Origin of the sequence: Stenotrophomonas sp. AG209 (assembly GCF_003550055.1) — a bacterium.
Classification (GTDB): Bacteria; Pseudomonadota; Gammaproteobacteria; order Xanthomonadales; family Xanthomonadaceae; genus Stenotrophomonas.
The window spans coordinates 41,722-59,068 of record NZ_QXDB01000003.1 but is presented as its reverse complement, the minus strand read 5'-3'; the positions used below and the strand labels follow the sequence as shown (position 1 = coordinate 59,068).

Here is a 17,347-nt window from a genome sequence, read left to right as displayed (position 1 = left end):
GCAGCCCTCTTGGTACTGCATCGACCGTCAACACGGGGTAGCAGACCAGAGCAGGGTGCATGGATGGATGACAGCGTGCCACCGTCTGGGGTCACGGACCATACTCAAAACGTCCTAGAATCCGCCTTCCCCCGGCTCCCTGGTGTGTCATGTCGGCTCCCCCTTCTTCGTCTGCGGCTGCCCCCCGGGGTGGCCTTGTCGCGCTGGCACTGCTGCTGGTCTACGTGGTCTGGGGTTCGACCTACCTGGGCATCGCCAAGGCCCTGCACGGCGGCGCACTGCCGCTGACGATGGTCTCCGGCAGCCGCTTCATCATTGCCGGCGGGGTGATGTTCGCGGCGCTGCGGCTGTTCTGGAAGATGCCAAATCCGACCCTGCGGCAGTGGCGCAACCTGGTGGTGATGGGCGTGACCATGCTGGTGCTGGGCAACGGCATGGTGGTGCTGGCCGAGCGCGAGGTGTCTTCGGGCCTGGCCGCTACGGCGGTGGCCTCGGTGCCGCTGTGGATGGCGCTGTTCTCGGCACTGCGCGGGCAGCATGCCAGCCGCGGTGAGTGGCTGGGCATCGCCATCGGCTTCCTGGGCGTGGTCTGGCTCAACGCCGGCAGCAGCCTGACCGCCTCGCCGACCGGGCTGGTGCTGCTGCTGATCGCGCCGATCGGCTGGGCGTTCGGTTCGGTGTGGGCACGCGGGCTGGACCTGCCGGGCCCGTTCATGACCGCGGCCGGGCAGATGATCTGCGGCGGCGTGCTTCTGGTGCTGATCGGCCTGGCGGTCGGCGAGCGCCCGACCACGCTGCCGGACACCGGCGGCCTGCTGGCGATGGCCTACCTGTGCGTGTTCGGCTCCATCGTCGCGTTCACCGCCTACGTGTGGCTGCTGCAGAACGTGCGCCCGGCGCTCGCGGGCAGCTACGCGTACGTCAATCCGGTGATCGCGGTGCTGCTGGGCGCACTGCTCAACGGTGAACGCTTCGGCTGGCGCGACCTGCTGGCGATGGCGGTGATTCTTCTGGGTGTGGTGGTGCTGACGATGGCAAGGACGAGAAAGAAATGAGCATGGACGAGAAAGAACAACGCCGGGGCCTGCTGGTCACCGCGTCCACCTTCGTGATCTGGGGCCTGGTGCCGGTGTACTGGCATCTGCTCAACGAGGTGCCTTCGTTCCAGATCATCGCCCACCGCATCATCTGGAGCACCGTGCTGGTGCTGGGCTGGCTGCTGATCAGCTCGCGCCTGGGCTGGTGGCAGAAGATCGCCGCGCAGCCGCGCGCGCTGCCGATCCTGCTGGTGTCGAGCCTGACCATCGCCTTCAACTGGGGCCTGTACATCTGGGCGGTCAACGCCGGCCATGTCATCGAGACCAGCCTGGGCTACTTCATCAACCCGCTGGTGAACGTGCTGCTGGGCGTGCTGGTGCTGAAGGAACGCCTGCGCCGGCTGCAGTGGGTGGCGGTGGCGATGGCGGCGGTGGGCGTGGCCTGGCTGACCATCGATGCCGGCACACCGCCGTGGATCGCGCTGGGCCTGGCCTGTTCGTTCGGCCTGTATGGCCTGCTGCGCAAGCTGGTTTCGGTCGACCCGGTGGCCGGCCTGGGCGTGGAAAGCATGTACCTGTTCCTGCCGGCGCTGGCCTTCGCGATCTGGGCCGAGAACGGCCATGGCGGTGCGTTCTTCCATGGTTGGGGCTGGCGCAACGACCTGCTGCTGATCTTCGGCGGCGCCGTCACCGCCGTGCCGCTGATCGGCTTCGCCTACGGCGTGAAGCGCATTCCGCTGTCGCTGGTCGGCATCCTGCAGTACATCGCGCCGAGCCTGCAGCTGCTGCTGGGCGTGTTCTTCTTCCACGAAGCGTTCGACACCGCCAAGGCGATCGGCTTTGCCGCGATCTGGGCCGGCCTGGTGCTGTTTGTCGGCGACAACATCCGCACGATGCGCGCCGCGAGGCGCTGACCGGGGCGGGGTCGCATGGAACGGGGTCAGAGCCCTTCGCGGGGCGAAGGGATCCGACCCCGCTTCCCGAAAAAAAGAACGGCGCCCCGAGGGGCGCCGTTCTGCTTCCATCCACGGCCAGGAGAGAGGGATGGCCGTGGCGGGAACGCGGTTGCAGGCTTAGAAGCGCTGCTGGTACTTCATGTACATGAAGCGGCCGATGTCGAAGCCACCGTAGTAGGTGAAGCTGCTGTTCGGCTGGCTGTACATGATCGGACCCTGGTGGTTGAACACGTTGTTCACGCCCAGCGACACGGTGCCATCCCACGGCAGGCTGTAACGCACCTGCAGGTCGTGGAAGGTGTTGGAGCCCACCTTGTTGGTCGGCGATGCGCTGGTGTACGACGAGTTGAAGCCCGGCATGTTGCACTCGTCCATGTACGAGCACTTCTCCTTCATGCTGGAGTAGTAGCGCGCGGTCCAGCCGATGCCGAGGTCGCCGTACTGCCAATCCAGGTTGAAGGTGGAGCGCACGCGGAAGTCACCCGCCCAACCGGTACGCTGTTCCACCGGGGTGGTGGCGGCGCTGTCGTTGCGCTGCTCCAGGTAGTCGGTGTAGGTGGTGTTCCAGTTGACGGCGAACTTGCCGAACGCGGTGTCCGGCAGGCGGTAGCGCACGTTGATGTCATAGCCGGCGGTTTCGCGGTAGCCCGCGTTGACCAGCGAGCGGTCCAGCGCGTTGACCTGGCCGTTGCTGCCACGGGTGAAGCGGCCGCAGGCGGCATCCGAACCCTGCACGTAGCACTGTTCCAGGATGTTGGTGGCCGACTCACCGACGATGGCGTTGTCGATGCGGATCTTCCACCAGTCCAGGCTGACGTCCAGGCCCTGCACGAAGTCCGGGCTGTAGACCAGGCCCACGGTCCAGGTCTTGGCGGTTTCCGGCTTCAGGTTCGGGTTGGAACCCGAGCTGAAATCGGTGGTGGCCTGCTGGCCGGGCTTGGTGGCCACGCTGCCATCGCTGTTGAGCTGGCGGAAGTTGGCCGGCACCTTCAGCGCCTGGCAACGGGCAGCAACGGTCGGGCTGCTGGCGGCGGTACCGAAGGAGGTATCGCACGGGTCGGTGAACGAGTCGCGGCTGCTGACGGTGCCGCCGTACAGGTCATCCACGGTCGGCGCACGGAAGCCGGTGCCGTAGGTGGCGCGCACCAGCAGGCTGTCGATCGGCTTCCACTTCAGGCCGAACTTGCTGTTGGTGGTCGAACCGAAGTTGTTGTAGTCCGAGTAGCGACCGGCCATGTCCAGCGACAGTTCGCGGGCGAACGGCAGGTCGGCCAGCAGCGGCACCTGCAGCTCCAGGTAGACCTCGTTGAGCGAGTAGTTGCCACGCGTCGGCTGGCCGCTGGTGCCGGCGATCTCGCCCTTCTGCACCATCGTGTCCGGGGTGTAGCTGGCTTCTTCACTGCGGTGCTCGAAGCCCATCGCGGCCAGGATGTCGCCGGCCGGCAGGGTGAACAGCGAACCGGAGATGTTGCCGCTGGCGACCTTGGTGGTGCTCTGCATCTTGTCGACGAAGCGGGTGAACAGGTAGTCCTGCACGTCCTGGTTGCTCAGCGAGCCCGGGCCGGTGTAACCCATCGGGGCGGCCGGGTTCCACGGCACGCAGCCGGCGATCACTGCGCCCGGCGCACCGCAGCGGGCCACGTTGCCGTCCATGAAGGACGGGCCGACGGCCAGGTTGACGTGCGGCTGGTACATGCTGCCGGTACCGATGCGCTCGCCTTCGTTGCGGTTGTACATGTAGTTGACGTTCCAGTCCCAGTACCGCGAACCGGTTTCGAAGCTGCCTTCCAGGCCGATGCTGGCGCGCTTGGTTTCCAGGTTGTTCTCGGTGCCGCGCGGCAGTTCCTCGGTGCGGTGCGCGAACAGCGCATCCTGGCCCCACAGGTTGAACGCGCTGTCCTTGGACAGGGCAGCACGGCTGCCATTGCGGGCCTGTGCGGCGCTGACCGAGTACGGGTAGCCGGCCAGGTGCTTGGTCGACTCGCGCTTGCTGTACAGCGCGTCGGCGACGATGCGCAGGTTGTCGGTGATCGAGAAGCCACCGTTGGCGAACACCGAGGTGCGTTCCAGGCCGGTCAGCAGGCTCATGTTCGACTTGGTGTTGGCACCGTCGGCCGGATCCGGCGCATGGAAGTTGCCGGCCTTGCTCGGGTCGCCGCCCGGGCCCACGGTCAGGTTCTTGCCACCGACGGTGACGTAGCCCCACGGGGTGTTGCCGTTGAGGCCATCGTTGGGGTGGCGCGGGCCGTTGGTGTAACGGCTGAACTCGCGGTCCTTGCCCAGCACCTCGTCTTCCTTGGTGCGCTCGGCGCCCACGCTGAACCAGCCGCGCTCGAAGGTCTTGCCGAAGGTCGCGCTGTAGGCGCGCTTCTGGCCGTCACCCTGGCCGTACTGGCCGACATAGACGCTGGCTTCGCCACCATCGAAATTCTTGCGGGTGATGATGTTGACCACGCCGGCGATGGCATCGGAGCCGTACAGCGCGGAGGCGCCGTCGGTCAGCACTTCCACGCGCTCGACGATGGACGACGGGATCGAGGCCAGGTCGGAGTAACCGCCGGCGCTGACACCCATGCGACGGCCGTCGATCAGCACCAGGCTGCGTTCCGGACCCAGGTTGCGCAGGCTGACGTACATGCCGCCGAAATCGCGCGAAGAGGTCAGCGAAGACGCGCGGCTCATGCTCGGCGCACCGGCGGCAGGAATGTCCTGCAGGATGTCGGCGACGTTGACGTAGCCCTTCTTCTCGATCTCGGCGCGGTTGAGCGCGACCACCGGCTGTGCGGTTTCGACACTGGCCTGGCGGATGCGCGAGCCGGTGATTTCGATGCGGTCGAGGTTGGTCGGGGTATCGCCGGCGCTCTGTGCGAAGGCGGGGGTGGTGCAGCTGGCGGCCAGCGCGATGACGATCGCGTTGCGCAGCGGATTGGTTTTCAGGGACATCCGTGAAATCTCGTGTTTCAGTAAAAACAAGCGCCCGTTCTATGGGCGCGTGGGGTGCTGCAAACCAACGTGGGGGGCGCGATTCTAGAATGTTTCCATTCGTAACTGTTTGTCTCGACGCCGTTGGAAGTGCGCGAAAATGAATCGCAACCAACAATCCACAGATGCGCTGTGCGCAGCGTCACGCGCGCTGCGTTTGCGATGGGCAGAGGCATCGATAGCGGCGGAATTCCTGCAATCTGTAGCAGCGCATGTACGCATGCATCCATCCACGCATGGCGTGGATCTACTGCACCGGGATCTGACCCCGCCAACGAAAAAGGGACGGCGCTTTCGCTCCGTCCCCCTGCGTGATGCGCAGTCTGTCGCTGCTTGATGCTCAGGTTTCGCGCAGCGCTGTGGTGATCGGCAAACGTGCCGCGCGCAGCGCCGGGAACAGGCCGCCGACCAGGCCGATGCCCAATGCCCATTTCAAGCCGGTCCACAGCAGTTCCGGCGATACGTGGAACTTGAACACCACCGCGCTGAAATTGCTGCCGATGGTGGACACGCTGTAGCCATTGAACAGCAGCCATGCCACCGCACACCCCAGCAGGCCGCCGAGCAGGGCCAGAAGCATCGTCTCCAGCATCACCGCCGTCACTACCGGCAGGCCGCGGAAGCCGATCGCACGCATGGTGGCGATCTCACGCGCACGCGTGGCCACCGCTGCATACATGGTGTTGAGGGCGCCGAACACCGCACCCACCGCCATGATCGTGCCGATCACCTTGCCGAGGATGTCGATCAGCTTGGTGAGGCCGCCGCCCTGCTTGCTGTAGTAGACGCGGGTGGTTTCCACGTCCAGTTTCAGGCGCGGGTCGGCGGCGACGGCCGTCTTGAACTGCTCGAAGCCGGGCTTGCCATCGGTGCGCACGCTGATTGACTGCCAGGCGCTGCGCTGGTAGGTGGTGGCCAGCGTATCGGCGTCGGTCCACAGTTCCGAATCATGCGCATCACCGGTGGCGAACACTCCCACCACGGTCCAGGTCTGGTTGCCCAGAGTCAGCGTCTTGCCGACGTCCATATCGCGGAACTGGCCCTTGGCGCCCTGGCCGACCACGATCTCGCGCAGGCCGGTGGCGAACTTGCGGCCCTCGACGATCTTGACCTTGTCATGCACCGCCCACGCCTGTGGGCCGACGCCGCGAAACTGCGCATTGACGTCGGTGCCATCGGACTTCGACACCAGGTTGACCACCTGCGATAGCTCCGGCGAGAGCAGCGGCCGGCCCTGCGCATCGCGGCTGATGCCGGGCAGGGTGGACAGCATCGGTACCTGCTCGCGGGTGATCACCGAGTTGGTCTCGGCCTGCGAGCCACCGCGCAGCACGATGGCAGTGGTGTCATCGCCGGTGTTGTTGAGCGTGGCCTGGAAGCCTTCGCCCATCGCCAGCATCGCCACCAGCACGCCGACCACGCCGGCGATGCCGACCACGATCACCGAGGAGGCGCCCCAGCGCTGCGGGAGGCTGGCCACGCCGATGCGGGTGGCGGCCAGCGCCAGTCGCCCACCGCGGGTCAGCAGCAGCCACAGTGCCACCAGCACGGCCACGGCCAGCACGCCGATCCACGGCAGGCTGATCCACAGCACCAGGCCGATCACCAGCAGCAGCACCGTCACGCCGTTGCCCAGCCACTTCTTGAGTTTGCTCTTGAACATGTCTGTGTTCTCCTCAGCGGCCGGCCAGTGCGTCGACGATCTTCAGGCGCTTGGCACGCAGCGCCGGCAACAGGCCGACGATGATGCCGATCACCACGATCAGGCCCAGCCCCATCAGCCAGGTCGGCGTCGGCACGTGCGGCGGCAGCATGCCCATGCTCTTCGGGCCGATGGCCGGCAGGATCAGGGCGGCCAGGCCCATGCCGATCAGGCCACCCAGGCCGATCAGCAGCACCGACTCCACCATCACCAGGGTCAGCACGGTGCTGTCCTTGAAGCCCAGCGTCTTCAACGTGGCCAGCTCCGGCACGCGCTCGCGCACGGCCTGCGCCATGGTGTTGCCGGTCAACAGCAGCAGGGTGAAGAACACCGCGCCCATGATCGAGGTGACGATCATGCCGATATCCGCGAACTGCTTGACGAAGGCCTGCTGGAACGCCGACTCGGTCTGGGTCTTGGTTTCGTGGTCCGAGTTGGCCGAAATCGCGTCGATCGCCTGCGCCACCCGCGAGGAGTGGTCCGGGTTGTCCAGCGTCACCGTGTACCAGCTCACCTGGTTCTTGATGTAGTCGTTGGATTCATCGAAGTACTTCCAGTTCATCATCAATTGGCGTTCTTCGTTGGCGGCCAATGCACGGTCCTTGGAGCGGTAGATGCCCTTGAGCACCAGCGGCCAGTCGTTGCTGCCGCCACGCGGGAAGATCGTTGCCTGCAGCGGGATGGTGTCGCCGATCTTCCAGCCGAACTGCTTGGCCAGGGTTTCGCCGACGATGGCGCCGGTGCGGGTCTGCTTCCAGTCTTCCAGCTGTGCCGGGTCGATCTGCAGCTCGCGGTAGACATCGAAGTAGTTGGGTGACACCGAGAAGTTCGGGAAGAAGTTCTTCGGGTCCTGGTAGATGCCGCCGAACCACATGCCATAGGCCACGTCGCGCACGCCGGCCACCTGCCGCACCTGGGCTTCCAGGCGGATCGGCAGCGACTGGGTGATCGACAGCCGCGAAGCCACGACCAGCCGGTTGGCACCTTCCACGCTGCCGCCGGAGGTGAATGCCACGCGCACCGAATCGAGCATGCCGAACAGCAGGAACGCCGCGACCACGGAGAGCAGGGTCAACAACGTGCGGGTTCGGCTGCGGAATAGCTGCGCCCACACCAACGAGAAGTATTTCATCGCCGTGGCCTCCGTCAGTGGGCCAGCGGCGCGTCGGCCAGCTCGCCCTTGTCCAGGTGCACCGTGTGCGTGGCGTACTCGGCGGCCTTCGGGTCATGGGTGACCATGATGATGGTCTTGCCGTGCTCGCGGTTGAGCTGCTGCAGCAGGCCGAGGATCTCTTCGGCGGACTGGCGGTCGAGGTCGCCGGTGGGTTCGTCGCAGATCAGGAAGGTCGGGTCGGAGACGATCGCCCGCGCGATCGCCACGCGCTGCTGCTGGCCGCCGGACAGTTCATTCGGGCGGTGGCTGCGGCGGTCGGCCAGGCCGACCAGGGTCAGCGCGATCTCCGCGTTGCGGCGGCGCTGCGCGGCATTGAGGTGGGTCAGCAGCAGCGGCAGCTCCACGTTCTTCTGTGCGGTCAGCATCGGCATCAGGTTGTAGAACTGGAACACGAAGCCAACGTGGTGGCTGCGCCAGGTCGACAGCTGGCCGCCGCTCATCTGGTCGATGCGCTCGCCTTCGATGCTGATCTCGCCGCCGCTGGGGTTGTCCAGGCCACCGATCAGGTTGAGCAGGGTGGTCTTGCCCGAGCCGGACGGCCCCATCAGCGCGACGAAGTCGCCGCTGGCGATGTCCAGGTCGATGCCGTGCAGCACCTGCACTTTCTCGGGGCCACGCTGGTAGGTCTTGGTGATGTTGCGCAGTGAAACCAGGGTCGACATGGGTGGTTCTCCACTGAAGGCGGGAAACGGGGAAGCGCCACGGCGGGGGCCGCAGGCGTGCGTCGAGCGGTGCTGCCGGCGGCGCCCGTGGGCGCCAGGCCGTTACTGCGCTTGTTTCTGTTGCACCTTGGTGCCATCACGCAGCGTGTCCGGCGGGTTCACCACCACCGATTCACCCGCGCTCACGCCCTTGAGGATCTGGCGGTCCTTGCCCATCGCCTGGCCGGCCTCGACCGCGCGCTGCTGCACGCGGCTCTCGTCACCCAGCACGAAGGCCACCGAGGCGCCCTCGCGCTGCACAACGGCGCCCGCCGGCACGCGCACGCCCTGCGGCTTGGCGGCCGCCTGCGGCTGCGCCTGTTCCAGGAAGCTGACCCGCACGCCCATCTCCGGCACGATGCGCGGGTCTTTCACCTTCAGCGCCACGCGCACCTTCACCGTGGCCTTGCCGCGGTCGGCGGTGGGGATGATGGCGATCACCTCGCCGGGAATCTTCCATTCCGGATAGGCGTTGAGCGTGGCTTCCACCGGCATCTTCGGCTGCACGCGGCCGATGAAGGCCTCGCCGACCTCGACTTCGATCTCCAGCGAGTCCATGTCGACGATGGTGCCGATGCCGGTACGGGTGAAGCCGCCGCCGGCCGACAGCGGCGAGACGATTTCACCCGGTTGCGCGGCCTTGGCGGTGACCACGCCGGAGAACGGCGCGCGCACCACGTTGTTGTCCACGCCGAGGTCGGCGATGGCCAGCTGGTCGTGGGCAACCTTGACGTTGCGCTGTGCGGTATCCAGCTGCGCACGGAGGCTGTCGCGCTGGGCCACGGCCTGGTCGTACTGCGAGCGCGACACCAGCTGCTGGCCGACCAGCGCCTGCAGGCGGCTGGCTTCGGCGGCGGCCTGCTTCTGCTGGGCCTCCAGCCCGGCGACCTGGCTGCGTGCAGCCTGCAGCTGCGAGGCGTACAGGCTGCGCTGCGCGTCCGCATCGATCGGGTCCAGCGTGGCCATCACCTGGCCGGCCTCGACCCGCATGCCTTCCTCGATCATCACTTCACGCACCTTGCCGGTGATCTTGGCCGACACCGTGGCCATGCGACGGGCCACCACATAGCCGCTGGCGTCGAGCACCGAGCTGCTGGCGCTGCCCTGCTGGATGGCCACGGCGGGGGCGGTTTCCACCTCCACGGCCGGTGCGCGACCGAACAGGAAGGCCACGGCCGCGGCGATCAGCAGCACGACCACGATGATCGCGATCCACAACCAGCGGCGGCCACCACCATTGCCTCCGGAGGCCGGCGGGGGCGACTTGCGGTCGATACGGAGTTCCTTCAACAGCTCGGCAGAAGCGTTCATTCGTTCCATCACAGGCGTTCGGGCGGGTGTGGCCGGAAGAGCGGACGGCGGCGGTTCCGGCGGTGGAGCGTGCGGCACAGCATGAAGGCAGGCACAGCGATGACGGCAGTGACAGCTGTCACCCGATGACACTGACGGCGGCAACTGCGAAACGTGACCACGGCGGCACAGGATGGCAACGTCCCCGCTACCGGTACCGCCCATGGATCCGATCGCCCCGTCGCTGGCCCGCCTGCAGCAGGTCCAGGTGCGCTACCGCGACCATACCGCCCTGCAGGGCATCGACCTGCAGGTCCGCGCTGGCCAGGTGCTGGCATTGCTGGGCCGCAACGGTGCCGGCAAGAGTACCGCGATCAGCGTGCTGTTGGGCCTGCGTCGCGCCGATGCCGGCCAGGTCGAGCTGCTCGGCGGTGACCCGCAGCAGCGCGCCAGCCGTATCGGCCTGGGCGTGATGCTGCAGAGCACCAGCCTGCCACCGATGCTGCAGGTGGACGAACTGGTGGCGCAGGCCAGCGCCTGCTACCCCGACCCGATGCCGCTGCAGGAGGTGCTGCAGCGCGCTGGCCTGCAGGCACTGGCGCGCCGTCGCTACGGCCAGCTGTCCGGGGGGCAGCAGCGCGCGGTGCAGTTCGCCATCGCGCTGTGCGGCCGCCCGCGCGTGCTGTTCCTGGACGAGCCCACCACCGGCCTGGACATCCAGGCGCGGCAGGCGATGTGGCAGGCGATCCGGCAGCTGGTGGCCGAAGGCTGCGGCGTGCTGCTGACCACCCACTATCTGGAAGAAGCTGAAGCGCTGGCACAGCAGGTGGTGGTGCTGGAGCAGGGCCGGGTATTGGCCGATGCCCCGCTGAGCGAGCTGCGCCTGGCCGACCGGCCGCGTCGGATTCGTTGCCGCAGCGGGTTGCCCATTGAGGACGTGCAGCAGTGGCCGGGCGTGCAGGAGGTGCAGCGCGACGGCGAACACCTGCAGCTGCTGGCGAGCCCGGCCGAGCCGGTGGTGGCCCGCCTGCTGGCCGCCGATGCGCAGCTGCGCGAACTGGAAGTACAGGGCGCGGCGCTGGCCGACGCCTTCCTCGACATGACCCGGGAGGCCGCATGAACACCCTGATCCGCTTCGCCGGGCAACCGCTGCCTGTGTGGCGGCAGGTACTGCGCCCCTACCGTGCCGAACTGGTGTCCGAACTGCGCCGCGCCTGGCGCACGCCAGCGTTCGCGGTGCCCTCGCTGCTGTTTCCGGTGTTGTTCTACCTGCTGTTCGGCGTGCTGCTGGGGCGCGGTCACGCACCGCTGTACCTGCTGGCCACCTACTGCGTGTTCGGTGCGATGGCCCCGGCCCTGTTCGGCTTCGGCGTGCAGCTGGCGCTGGACCGCGAAGGCGGCCTGCTGACCCTCAAGCGCGCGCTGCCGATGCCAACGGCGGCACCGCTGCTGGCGCGGCTGGCCATGGCGATGATGTTCGCGCTACTGGTGGCGTCGTTGTTGATCGGCGTGGCGCGCGTGTTCGGTGGCGTCCAGCTGCACGCGCTGCAGGTGCTGCAGCTGCTGGCGGTGGCCGGACTGGCGGCGCTGCCGCTGGGGGCGATCGGCCTGCTGATCGGCAGCCATGTCAGTGCCAGTGCGGCGCCAGCGATGGTCAACCTGGTCTACCTGCCGCTGGCCCTGCTGTCGGGCCTGTGGCTGCCGCTGTCGGCGTTGCCCACGGTGTTCTCGACGATGGCACCGCTGTGGCCGACCTGGCATCTGGCACAGCTGGCGTTGCCGGTGGTCGGGCTGCCATCCATCGGCAGTCTCGCCGGCCACCTGCTGGTGCTGCTGGCGGTCACGGTGGTGGCGCTGCTGTTGGCACGGCGCCGCCTGCGCCGGATCGGCTGAACTGGCATGATCGGCAGCGATCGTCCCCGCCTGGATCCTCCCATGCCGCCGAGCTGGCTTGCCTCCCTGCTGCGCCCCGCGCCGGATTCGGCGGTGGCCGAGCTGCTGCGACGTGGCAAATCGCCCTGGAGCAGTGCGATCCACCTGCTGTGGTCGGTATGGATCTTCCTCACCCCGGTGCTGGGGAACGGCTTCACCCTGCGCTGGCTGTTGCTGACCCTGGTCAGCTATCCGCTGTTCCTGCTGTTCTACGCCAAGGTGATGCTGGCGCCACGGCACCATGCATGGCGCTATGCGCTGGGCATGATCGTGATGGCCCTGGTACTGCTGCCGTGGTATCCCTCGGGACTGAGCTATTTCGTGTTCGGCTGCGTGATGATCCGCATGAGCAGCCGCGGCGGCTGGTGGCAGTACCTGCTGCAGCTCACCGGGCTGAACCTTCTGTTCTGCGGCACCGCGCTGTACTTCGGTTATCCGTGGCAGGCCATGGTGTGGATGCCGGCGGTCTCGTTCATCGTCGGGCTGGTGGTGAACGTGGAGGCCCTGAGCCAGCAGCGCGACGTCGCACTGCAGCTGTCCCAGGATGAGGTACGGCGGCTGGCGACCACCGCCGAGCGCGAGCGTATCGGCCGCGACCTGCACGACCTGCTGGGCCATACCCTGTCGCTGATCACGTTGAAGCTGGAACTGGCGCGCAAGCTGCACGACCGCGGTGATGCGCGCGCCCGGCAGGAGATCGGCGAGGCCGAGGACATCGCCCGCGAAGCGCTGGCACAGGTGCGCAGTGCGGTGACCGGCATCCGCGCCAGCGACCTGGCGGGCGAGCTGGCATCGGCACGCCTGCTGCTGGAATGCCAGCAGGTACATCTGCAGTACACGACGCCACCTGCCATGCCGGTGGACGTGGAACGTGGCCTGGCGCTGGTGCTGCGTGAGGCGGCAACCAACATCGTGCGCCATGCGCAGGCGACCCGGGTACAGGTGGATTTCATGCTTGAGGAACGACAGTTGGCGATGCAGATACGCGATGACGGCCGTGGCGGCGTGCAGGCCGAGGGCAATGGACTGTGCGGCATGCGTGAGCGGGCCGCAGCACTGGGTGGCCAGCTGACGCTGCAGTCGCCGCGCGGGGCGGGCACCGTGCTGACGGTGCGCGTGCCGTTGATGGCCGCGACCACGCCGCTGTCGTCCACGTCGTTGGCGCAGGACGGTGCCGCATGATCCGCATCCTGCTGGCCGAAGACCAGGCCATGGTGCGCGGCGCACTGTCGGCGCTGCTGGGCCTGGAGCCGGATATCGAGGTGCTGGGCAGCGCCGCTGATGGCGAAACCGCGTGGCGGATGCTGCAGCAGCTGCAACCGGACATCCTGGTCACCGACATCGAGATGCCCGGCTTGTCCGGTCTGGAACTGGCGCAGCGCATCGCCCGCCAAGAACTGCCGATCAAGGTGGTGATCGTGACCACCTTCGCCCGTGCCGGCTTCCTGCGCCGCGCGCTGGAGGCGGGCGTGCTGGGCTACCTGCTGAAGGATGCACCGGCCGAGAACCTGGCCGACGCCCTGCGCAAGGTGAAACAGGGCATCCGCGCGATCGACCCGCAACTGGCACTGGATGCGTGGTCGCAGGCCGACCCGCTGACCGACCGTGAGCGCCGCGTGCTGCGGCTTGCGGGCGAGGGCCGCACCGCCAGCGAGATCGCGGAGCAGCTGGGGCTGTCGCACGGCACGGTGCGCAATTACCTGTCCGAGTGCATCGGCAAGCTGGGCGTGGCCAATCGCATCGAGGCGTACCGGTTGGCGCGGCAGAAGGGGTGGTTGTAGCGGATCATTTCCGCGCCTGCGGAGAGGTGTCACTTTCTTTGCTCGTGCACCGCGCTGCAGGAGCAGCGTGGAACGGCGCAGCCGGCCCGTAGGGTGGCGCACATGGATGTGCGCCATCAAGAAAGTAACCAAAGAAACACGCCGCCAGGTCGCGAGCCGGTGCTGCGCACCGGTGCCCTGTGCTTCTCGGTGAATCAGGGGACGGCGCCGAACTCGCTGCGCTCAAATACCGGCGCCTCTTCGCCCCTGATTCCCCTGCGATGCTCGGCTCGCTCAAGGCGGACCCAAGGTCAAATGCCACAGCTGCACCCAGTAGATCCACGCCATGCGTGGATGCCGTTGCCGTTGCCGTTGCCGTTGCTGTTGCCCTTGATCTTGATTTTCCAGTCCGCCTTCAAGCGAGCCGAGCACCGCAGGTCCGGCGAGGGCGAAGAGGTGCGGGTGTCTGAGCGCAGCGAGTTCCCGCACCGTCCCTCGACGGACCGAGGAGCGCAGGGCACCGGCGTGCGAAGCGCGCCGGCTCGCGGCCGGCGGAGCGTTTCTTTGGTTACTTTCTTTGCGCGCAAAGAAAGTGACACCTCTCCGCAGGCGCGGAAATGATCCGCCGGGCATGGCCCGGCGCTATCCATGCGTGGGCGCAGGTGGAACCCGCTCAATCCTTCCCGCGCGCCATCGCCTGGAACACCCCATCACGCCGCACCCACAGGTGGAACAGCGCCGCACCCACGTGCATCAGTACCGTGGCGAACAACACATAGGCCAGCAGGCTGTGCGCGTTACGCAACGCGGCATACAGTGCCGGGGTGTGCGGCACGATCGGCGGCAGGTGCAGGCCGCCCCACAGCACGATCGGATAGCCGCCGGCCGACAGCATCGCCCAGCCGATCAGCGGCATTGCCAGCATCAGCGCGTACAGCATCCAGTGCGAGGCCTTGGCGGCCATCACCTGCCACACCGGAAGATCCGCCGGCAGTGGCGGCGGGCGATGGCGCAGCCGGTTGTACAGGCGCAACAGCACCAGTACGCCGATGGCGATGCCCAATGGGCGGTGCAGGTCGATCAGCATCGGCCGCAGGTGCAGCGAGGCGACCATGGTCACGCCGATGAACAGCATGGCGATGATCATCAGCGCCATGGACCAGTGCAGCACGCGCGCGAGCAGGTTGAAGTGGCCGTTGCCGGTGCTCATCGTGCGGCCTCCTTCGGTTGCTCGACGTTGCCGGTGGCGCGCTCACGTTCGCGGCGGTTGAAGGACTGCGAGTACACGGCGGAGCGGGCCGCCAGGATCGGATCGTCACTGCCACGCACGCCACTGGGCAGGATCAGCGGATCGAAATTGATCTGCCCGCACGCGCCCTGTTCCTGCGACTGCATGCGGTCCAGGCTGAGCACGCCGGCCACCACCTGATCACGCGACTCGGGCCACGGTACCGACGGATCATCGATGGCATCGCCGGGCTCGGCGGTGGTCACGACCAGGTTCCAGCGCACCGGGCCGCTGGCCAGGCGTTGCTGCAGTTCCTGGCTGAGGAAATCGATGCTGGCCTGCTTGCGCGTTTCCGCATCCATCTCGACCACCGGCGCCTGCGGTTGCCAGCGCCAGCGTACCGCGCGCTTCTGGCCCTGCGCGTTGGTGAACCAGAAGCTGTTGACGCTGTTGAAGGTGGTGTCGGCCCAGCTGCTGGTCCACGGCGCGGTCTTGGCCCACTGCTGGAAGGCCTGTGCACTGGGGTACTTGGCCAGCACCGCGGCCATCTTCTGCGGGTCGGGCTTGCCGGTGGCCGGGTCCGGGATGGAGGCGCGCGTCTGCTCGTAGAACGCCTCGGCGTTGGGCACGGCGAAGAACGGGAAGCTGTTCATCGCCATGCGCCATTCCTGGCCGTCATCGCTGACCATCTGCACCGCGAGGCTGCGCACGCGTGCGGTGTTGTCGGCGCCGTAGGGGTCACCGCCGCCGATCGACAGGCGGCCCATCACCGGTACGCGTGACTGCGAGAACACGCGGGCGCTGGACAGGGTAGGGGCCTGCGCACTGGGTTCGAACCAACCGCTTACGCAGATGCCCTTGCTGTGCGCACGACGGAACCCGGGATGGGCCGGGCCGGTGGCCTCGATGGTGTCGGTGAAGCGCTGCGCGGTGAGGCGGTCGCCAATCCAGCCGGCCAGCCAGGCAAAGGCCAGCGCGACGGCGCCCAGAATAAGCGCGATCAGTGCGATCCAGAGCAGCGGCGAATGCCTGCGCGGTGCGCCCGCCGTCTGGCCGGCACGGGTGTAGCGGAAGAGCGACATGGTCGGAGTCCTGCCTTCACGGAGCGTGTGGGTGGTCGACCCACACATCCTCGCAGAACCCTTCCAGGCCCGGTATTCAATTTTTCGTCAAGTTTGCCGGGGACGGCGTGCCGACCAAGGTCGGCACCCACCCGATCAGCTGTAACGCGCCTTCAGCATCGCCCATGCCGAACGCAGCGCCAGCGCTTCGCCACCGGCCGGACGGCCCGGGCGTTCGCCGTCGTTCCAGGCGTACACGTCCAGGTGCGCCCAGCGCTGGCCTTCTTCCAGGAAACGCTCCAGGTACAGCGCGGCGGTCACCGAGCCGGCCATGCGCGAACCGGCGTTGGCCAGGTCGGCGATGCCGCTGCTGAGGTAACGCAGGTAGGGGCGCCACAGTGGCATGCGCCAGACCGGGTCGCGGGTCGCGTCGCCGGCCTGCAGCCACTGCTGGGCCACGCTGTCGTCATTGCTGAAGAGCGCCGGCAGATCCGGGCCCAGTGCGATGCGTGCGGCACCGGTGAGGGTGGCGAAGTCCAGCACCAGGTCCGGCTTCTGCTCACCGGCGAAGGTCAGCGCATCGCACAGGATCACGCGGCCTTCGGCATCGGTGTTGTCGATCTCCACGCTCAGGCCCTTCCGGGTGGCGATCACTTCGCCCGGGCGGAAGGCATCCGGACCGATCGCGTTTTCCACCGCCGGCACCAGCAGGGTCAGGCGCACCGGCAGCCCGCGTGCCATCACCAAGCCGGCCAGCGCCAGTGCATGCGCGGCGCCGCCCATGTCCTTCTTCATGTTGCGCATGCCGTCGGCGGGCTTGATGTCCAGGCCGCCGGTATCGAAGCACACGCCCTTGCCGACCAGCACCAGCGCCGGATCGGTGTCCTTGCCCCAGCGCAGCACCACCAGGCGCGGTGCGCGGTGCGATGCGCGACCCACGGCGTGGATGGCCGGGAAGTTCTGCTTCAGCAGCTCATCGCCGGTGATCGCTTCGACCTGCGCGCCATGCGCATCGGCCAGGGCGCGTGCGGCGTCTTCCAGCTGCTGCGGGCCCATGTCTTCGGTCGGCGTGTTGACCCAGTCACGCACGCGCAGGCTGGCGGCGATCAGGTCTGCAACCTCGCCGGACGGTGCCGCCACCAGCTGCGCCGGTGCACGGTTGCGCTTGCGGTAACGGTCGAAGCGGTAGCTGCCCAGGCCCCAGCCCAGCTGCAGCAGGGCCAGTTCGGCGGCCGGCAGTTCGCTGGCCAGCTGCCACACGCTGCCTTCCGGCAGGGCGTGCGGGGCATGCGCATAGCTGTAGGCATCACCACGATCACCCACACCCATCACCGCACCGGCCAGGCCATCGCTGCCGGGCAGCAGGGCCACGCTGTGCGCGCCGGCGGTGAAGCCCTGCGACGCCAGCCAGGCCTGGGTGGCGGCCGGCTGGCCGTCCTTCCAGGCCGCGAACTGCTCGCGGTCCAGCACGTACAGCGGCAGCGCTGCGGCGGTGTCGGTGGTGAAGCCAGTGATCTCGCTCAT

Annotated in this window: 14 protein-coding genes; 6 read left to right on the top strand and 8 right to left on the bottom strand. The window is 67.5% G+C overall.

Going from position 1 to position 17,347, the window contains the following annotated elements:
- Nucleotides 1-149: 149 nt before the first annotated feature.
- Together yedA and rarD are read left to right on the top strand one after the other, a co-directional pair.
- Nucleotides 150-1,055, top strand: coding sequence for a drug/metabolite exporter YedA (gene yedA, locus DFO63_RS15355; protein WP_119007296.1), 906 nt, complete (start codon nt 150-152; stop codon nt 1,053-1,055).
- Nucleotides 1,052-1,951, top strand: coding sequence for an EamA family transporter RarD (gene rarD, locus DFO63_RS15350; protein WP_014035667.1), 900 nt, complete (start codon nt 1,052-1,054; stop codon nt 1,949-1,951). The genes yedA and rarD overlap by 4 nt, the downstream gene beginning before the upstream one ends.
- 159 nt (nt 1,952-2,110) lie before the next feature.
- On the opposite strand, the gene DFO63_RS15345 is transcribed toward rarD, so the two are convergent.
- The 5 genes from DFO63_RS15345 to DFO63_RS15325 form a co-directional block, all read right to left on the bottom strand.
- Nucleotides 2,111-4,936, bottom strand: coding sequence for a TonB-dependent receptor (locus DFO63_RS15345; RefSeq protein WP_119007295.1), 2,826 nt, complete (start codon nt 4,934-4,936; stop codon nt 2,111-2,113).
- 379 nt (nt 4,937-5,315) lie between these two features.
- Entirely contained in the window at nt 5,316-6,638 is a 1,323-nt protein-coding gene (locus DFO63_RS15340) for an ABC transporter permease (RefSeq protein WP_119007294.1), read from the bottom strand.
- Nucleotides 6,639-6,651: 13 nt separating this feature from the next.
- Nucleotides 6,652-7,809: an ABC transporter permease gene (locus DFO63_RS15335; RefSeq protein WP_014035671.1), complete on the bottom strand. Its 1,158-nt coding sequence runs from the start codon at nt 7,807-7,809 to the stop codon at nt 6,652-6,654.
- A gap of 14 nt (nt 7,810-7,823) precedes the next feature.
- Nucleotides 7,824-8,513 carry an ABC transporter ATP-binding protein gene (locus DFO63_RS15330; protein ID WP_004137569.1) on the bottom strand — a complete coding sequence of 230 codons (690 nt, stop codon included), beginning with the start codon at nt 8,511-8,513 and terminating at the stop codon, nt 7,824-7,826.
- A gap of 102 nt (nt 8,514-8,615) precedes the next feature.
- Nucleotides 8,616-9,863 carry an efflux RND transporter periplasmic adaptor subunit gene (locus DFO63_RS15325; protein ID WP_119007293.1) on the bottom strand — a complete coding sequence of 416 codons (1,248 nt, stop codon included), beginning with the start codon at nt 9,861-9,863 and terminating at the stop codon, nt 8,616-8,618.
- Between the two features lie 202 nt (nt 9,864-10,065).
- On the opposite strand from DFO63_RS15325, the gene DFO63_RS15320 reads away from it, so the two are divergent.
- From DFO63_RS15320 to DFO63_RS15305, 4 genes are read left to right on the top strand one after another with little or no spacing between them, the layout of a single operon-like run.
- Nucleotides 10,066-10,962 carry an ABC transporter ATP-binding protein gene (locus tag DFO63_RS15320; protein ID WP_049444561.1) on the top strand — a complete coding sequence of 299 codons (897 nt, stop codon included), beginning with the start codon at nt 10,066-10,068 and terminating at the stop codon, nt 10,960-10,962.
- The gene (locus DFO63_RS15315) at nt 10,959-11,735 is read left to right on the top strand and encodes an ABC transporter permease (RefSeq protein ID WP_119007292.1); all 777 of its coding nucleotides are present in this window, start codon (nt 10,959-10,961) and stop codon (nt 11,733-11,735) included. The genes DFO63_RS15320 and DFO63_RS15315 overlap by 4 nt, the downstream gene beginning before the upstream one ends.
- Before the next feature lie 6 nt (nt 11,736-11,741).
- The gene (locus tag DFO63_RS15310; RefSeq protein WP_049444565.1) at nt 11,742-12,956 is read left to right on the top strand and encodes a sensor histidine kinase; all 1,215 of its coding nucleotides are present in this window, start codon (nt 11,742-11,744) and stop codon (nt 12,954-12,956) included.
- Nucleotides 12,953-13,555 (top strand): response regulator transcription factor, encoded by a 603-nt coding sequence (locus tag DFO63_RS15305; RefSeq protein ID WP_014035676.1) that lies wholly within the window; start codon nt 12,953-12,955, stop codon nt 13,553-13,555. The genes DFO63_RS15310 and DFO63_RS15305 overlap by 4 nt, the downstream gene beginning before the upstream one ends.
- Nucleotides 13,556-14,207: 652 nt before the next feature.
- Here the strand turns inward: DFO63_RS15305 and DFO63_RS15295 are convergent.
- The 3 genes from DFO63_RS15295 to DFO63_RS15285 all read right to left on the bottom strand — a co-directional run bounded on the left by DFO63_RS15295 (nt 14,208) and on the right by DFO63_RS15285 (nt 17,347).
- Nucleotides 14,208-14,744 (bottom strand): cytochrome b, encoded by a 537-nt coding sequence (locus tag DFO63_RS15295; RefSeq protein ID WP_012509795.1) that lies wholly within the window; start codon nt 14,742-14,744, stop codon nt 14,208-14,210.
- Nucleotides 14,741-15,844 carry a catalase family peroxidase gene (locus tag DFO63_RS15290; RefSeq protein ID WP_119007290.1) on the bottom strand — a complete coding sequence of 368 codons (1,104 nt, stop codon included), beginning with the start codon at nt 15,842-15,844 and terminating at the stop codon, nt 14,741-14,743. The genes DFO63_RS15295 and DFO63_RS15290 overlap by 4 nt, the downstream gene beginning before the upstream one ends.
- A 135-nt stretch (nt 15,845-15,979) precedes the next feature.
- Nucleotides 15,980-17,347: a M17 family metallopeptidase gene (locus tag DFO63_RS15285; protein ID WP_119007289.1), complete on the bottom strand. Its 1,368-nt coding sequence runs from the start codon at nt 17,345-17,347 to the stop codon at nt 15,980-15,982.

Coding starts and splice junctions, on each gene's coding strand:
- DFO63_RS15285 (WP_119007289.1), bottom strand. CDS start 17,347: ATGAGCGAGATCACTGGCTTCACCACCGACACCGCCGCAGCGCTGCCG.
- DFO63_RS15325 (WP_119007293.1), bottom strand. CDS start 9,863: ATGAACGCTTCTGCCGAGCTGTTGAAGGAACTCCGTATCGACCGCAAG.
- DFO63_RS15310 (WP_049444565.1), top strand. CDS start 11,742: ATGATCGGCAGCGATCGTCCCCGCCTGGATCCTCCCATGCCGCCGAGC.
- DFO63_RS15330 (WP_004137569.1), bottom strand. CDS start 8,513: ATGTCGACCCTGGTTTCACTGCGCAACATCACCAAGACCTACCAGCGT.
- yedA (WP_119007296.1), top strand. CDS start 150: ATGTCGGCTCCCCCTTCTTCGTCTGCGGCTGCCCCCCGGGGTGGCCTT.
- DFO63_RS15340 (WP_119007294.1), bottom strand. CDS start 6,638: ATGTTCAAGAGCAAACTCAAGAAGTGGCTGGGCAACGGCGTGACGGTG.
- DFO63_RS15315 (WP_119007292.1), top strand. CDS start 10,959: ATGAACACCCTGATCCGCTTCGCCGGGCAACCGCTGCCTGTGTGGCGG.
- DFO63_RS15335 (WP_014035671.1), bottom strand. CDS start 7,809: ATGAAATACTTCTCGTTGGTGTGGGCGCAGCTATTCCGCAGCCGAACC.
- DFO63_RS15305 (WP_014035676.1), top strand. CDS start 12,953: ATGATCCGCATCCTGCTGGCCGAAGACCAGGCCATGGTGCGCGGCGCA.
- rarD (WP_014035667.1), top strand. CDS start 1,052: ATGAGCATGGACGAGAAAGAACAACGCCGGGGCCTGCTGGTCACCGCG.
- DFO63_RS15320 (WP_049444561.1), top strand. CDS start 10,066: ATGGATCCGATCGCCCCGTCGCTGGCCCGCCTGCAGCAGGTCCAGGTG.
- DFO63_RS15290 (WP_119007290.1), bottom strand. CDS start 15,844: ATGTCGCTCTTCCGCTACACCCGTGCCGGCCAGACGGCGGGCGCACCG.
- DFO63_RS15295 (WP_012509795.1), bottom strand. CDS start 14,744: ATGAGCACCGGCAACGGCCACTTCAACCTGCTCGCGCGCGTGCTGCAC.
- DFO63_RS15345 (WP_119007295.1), bottom strand. CDS start 4,936: ATGTCCCTGAAAACCAATCCGCTGCGCAACGCGATCGTCATCGCGCTG.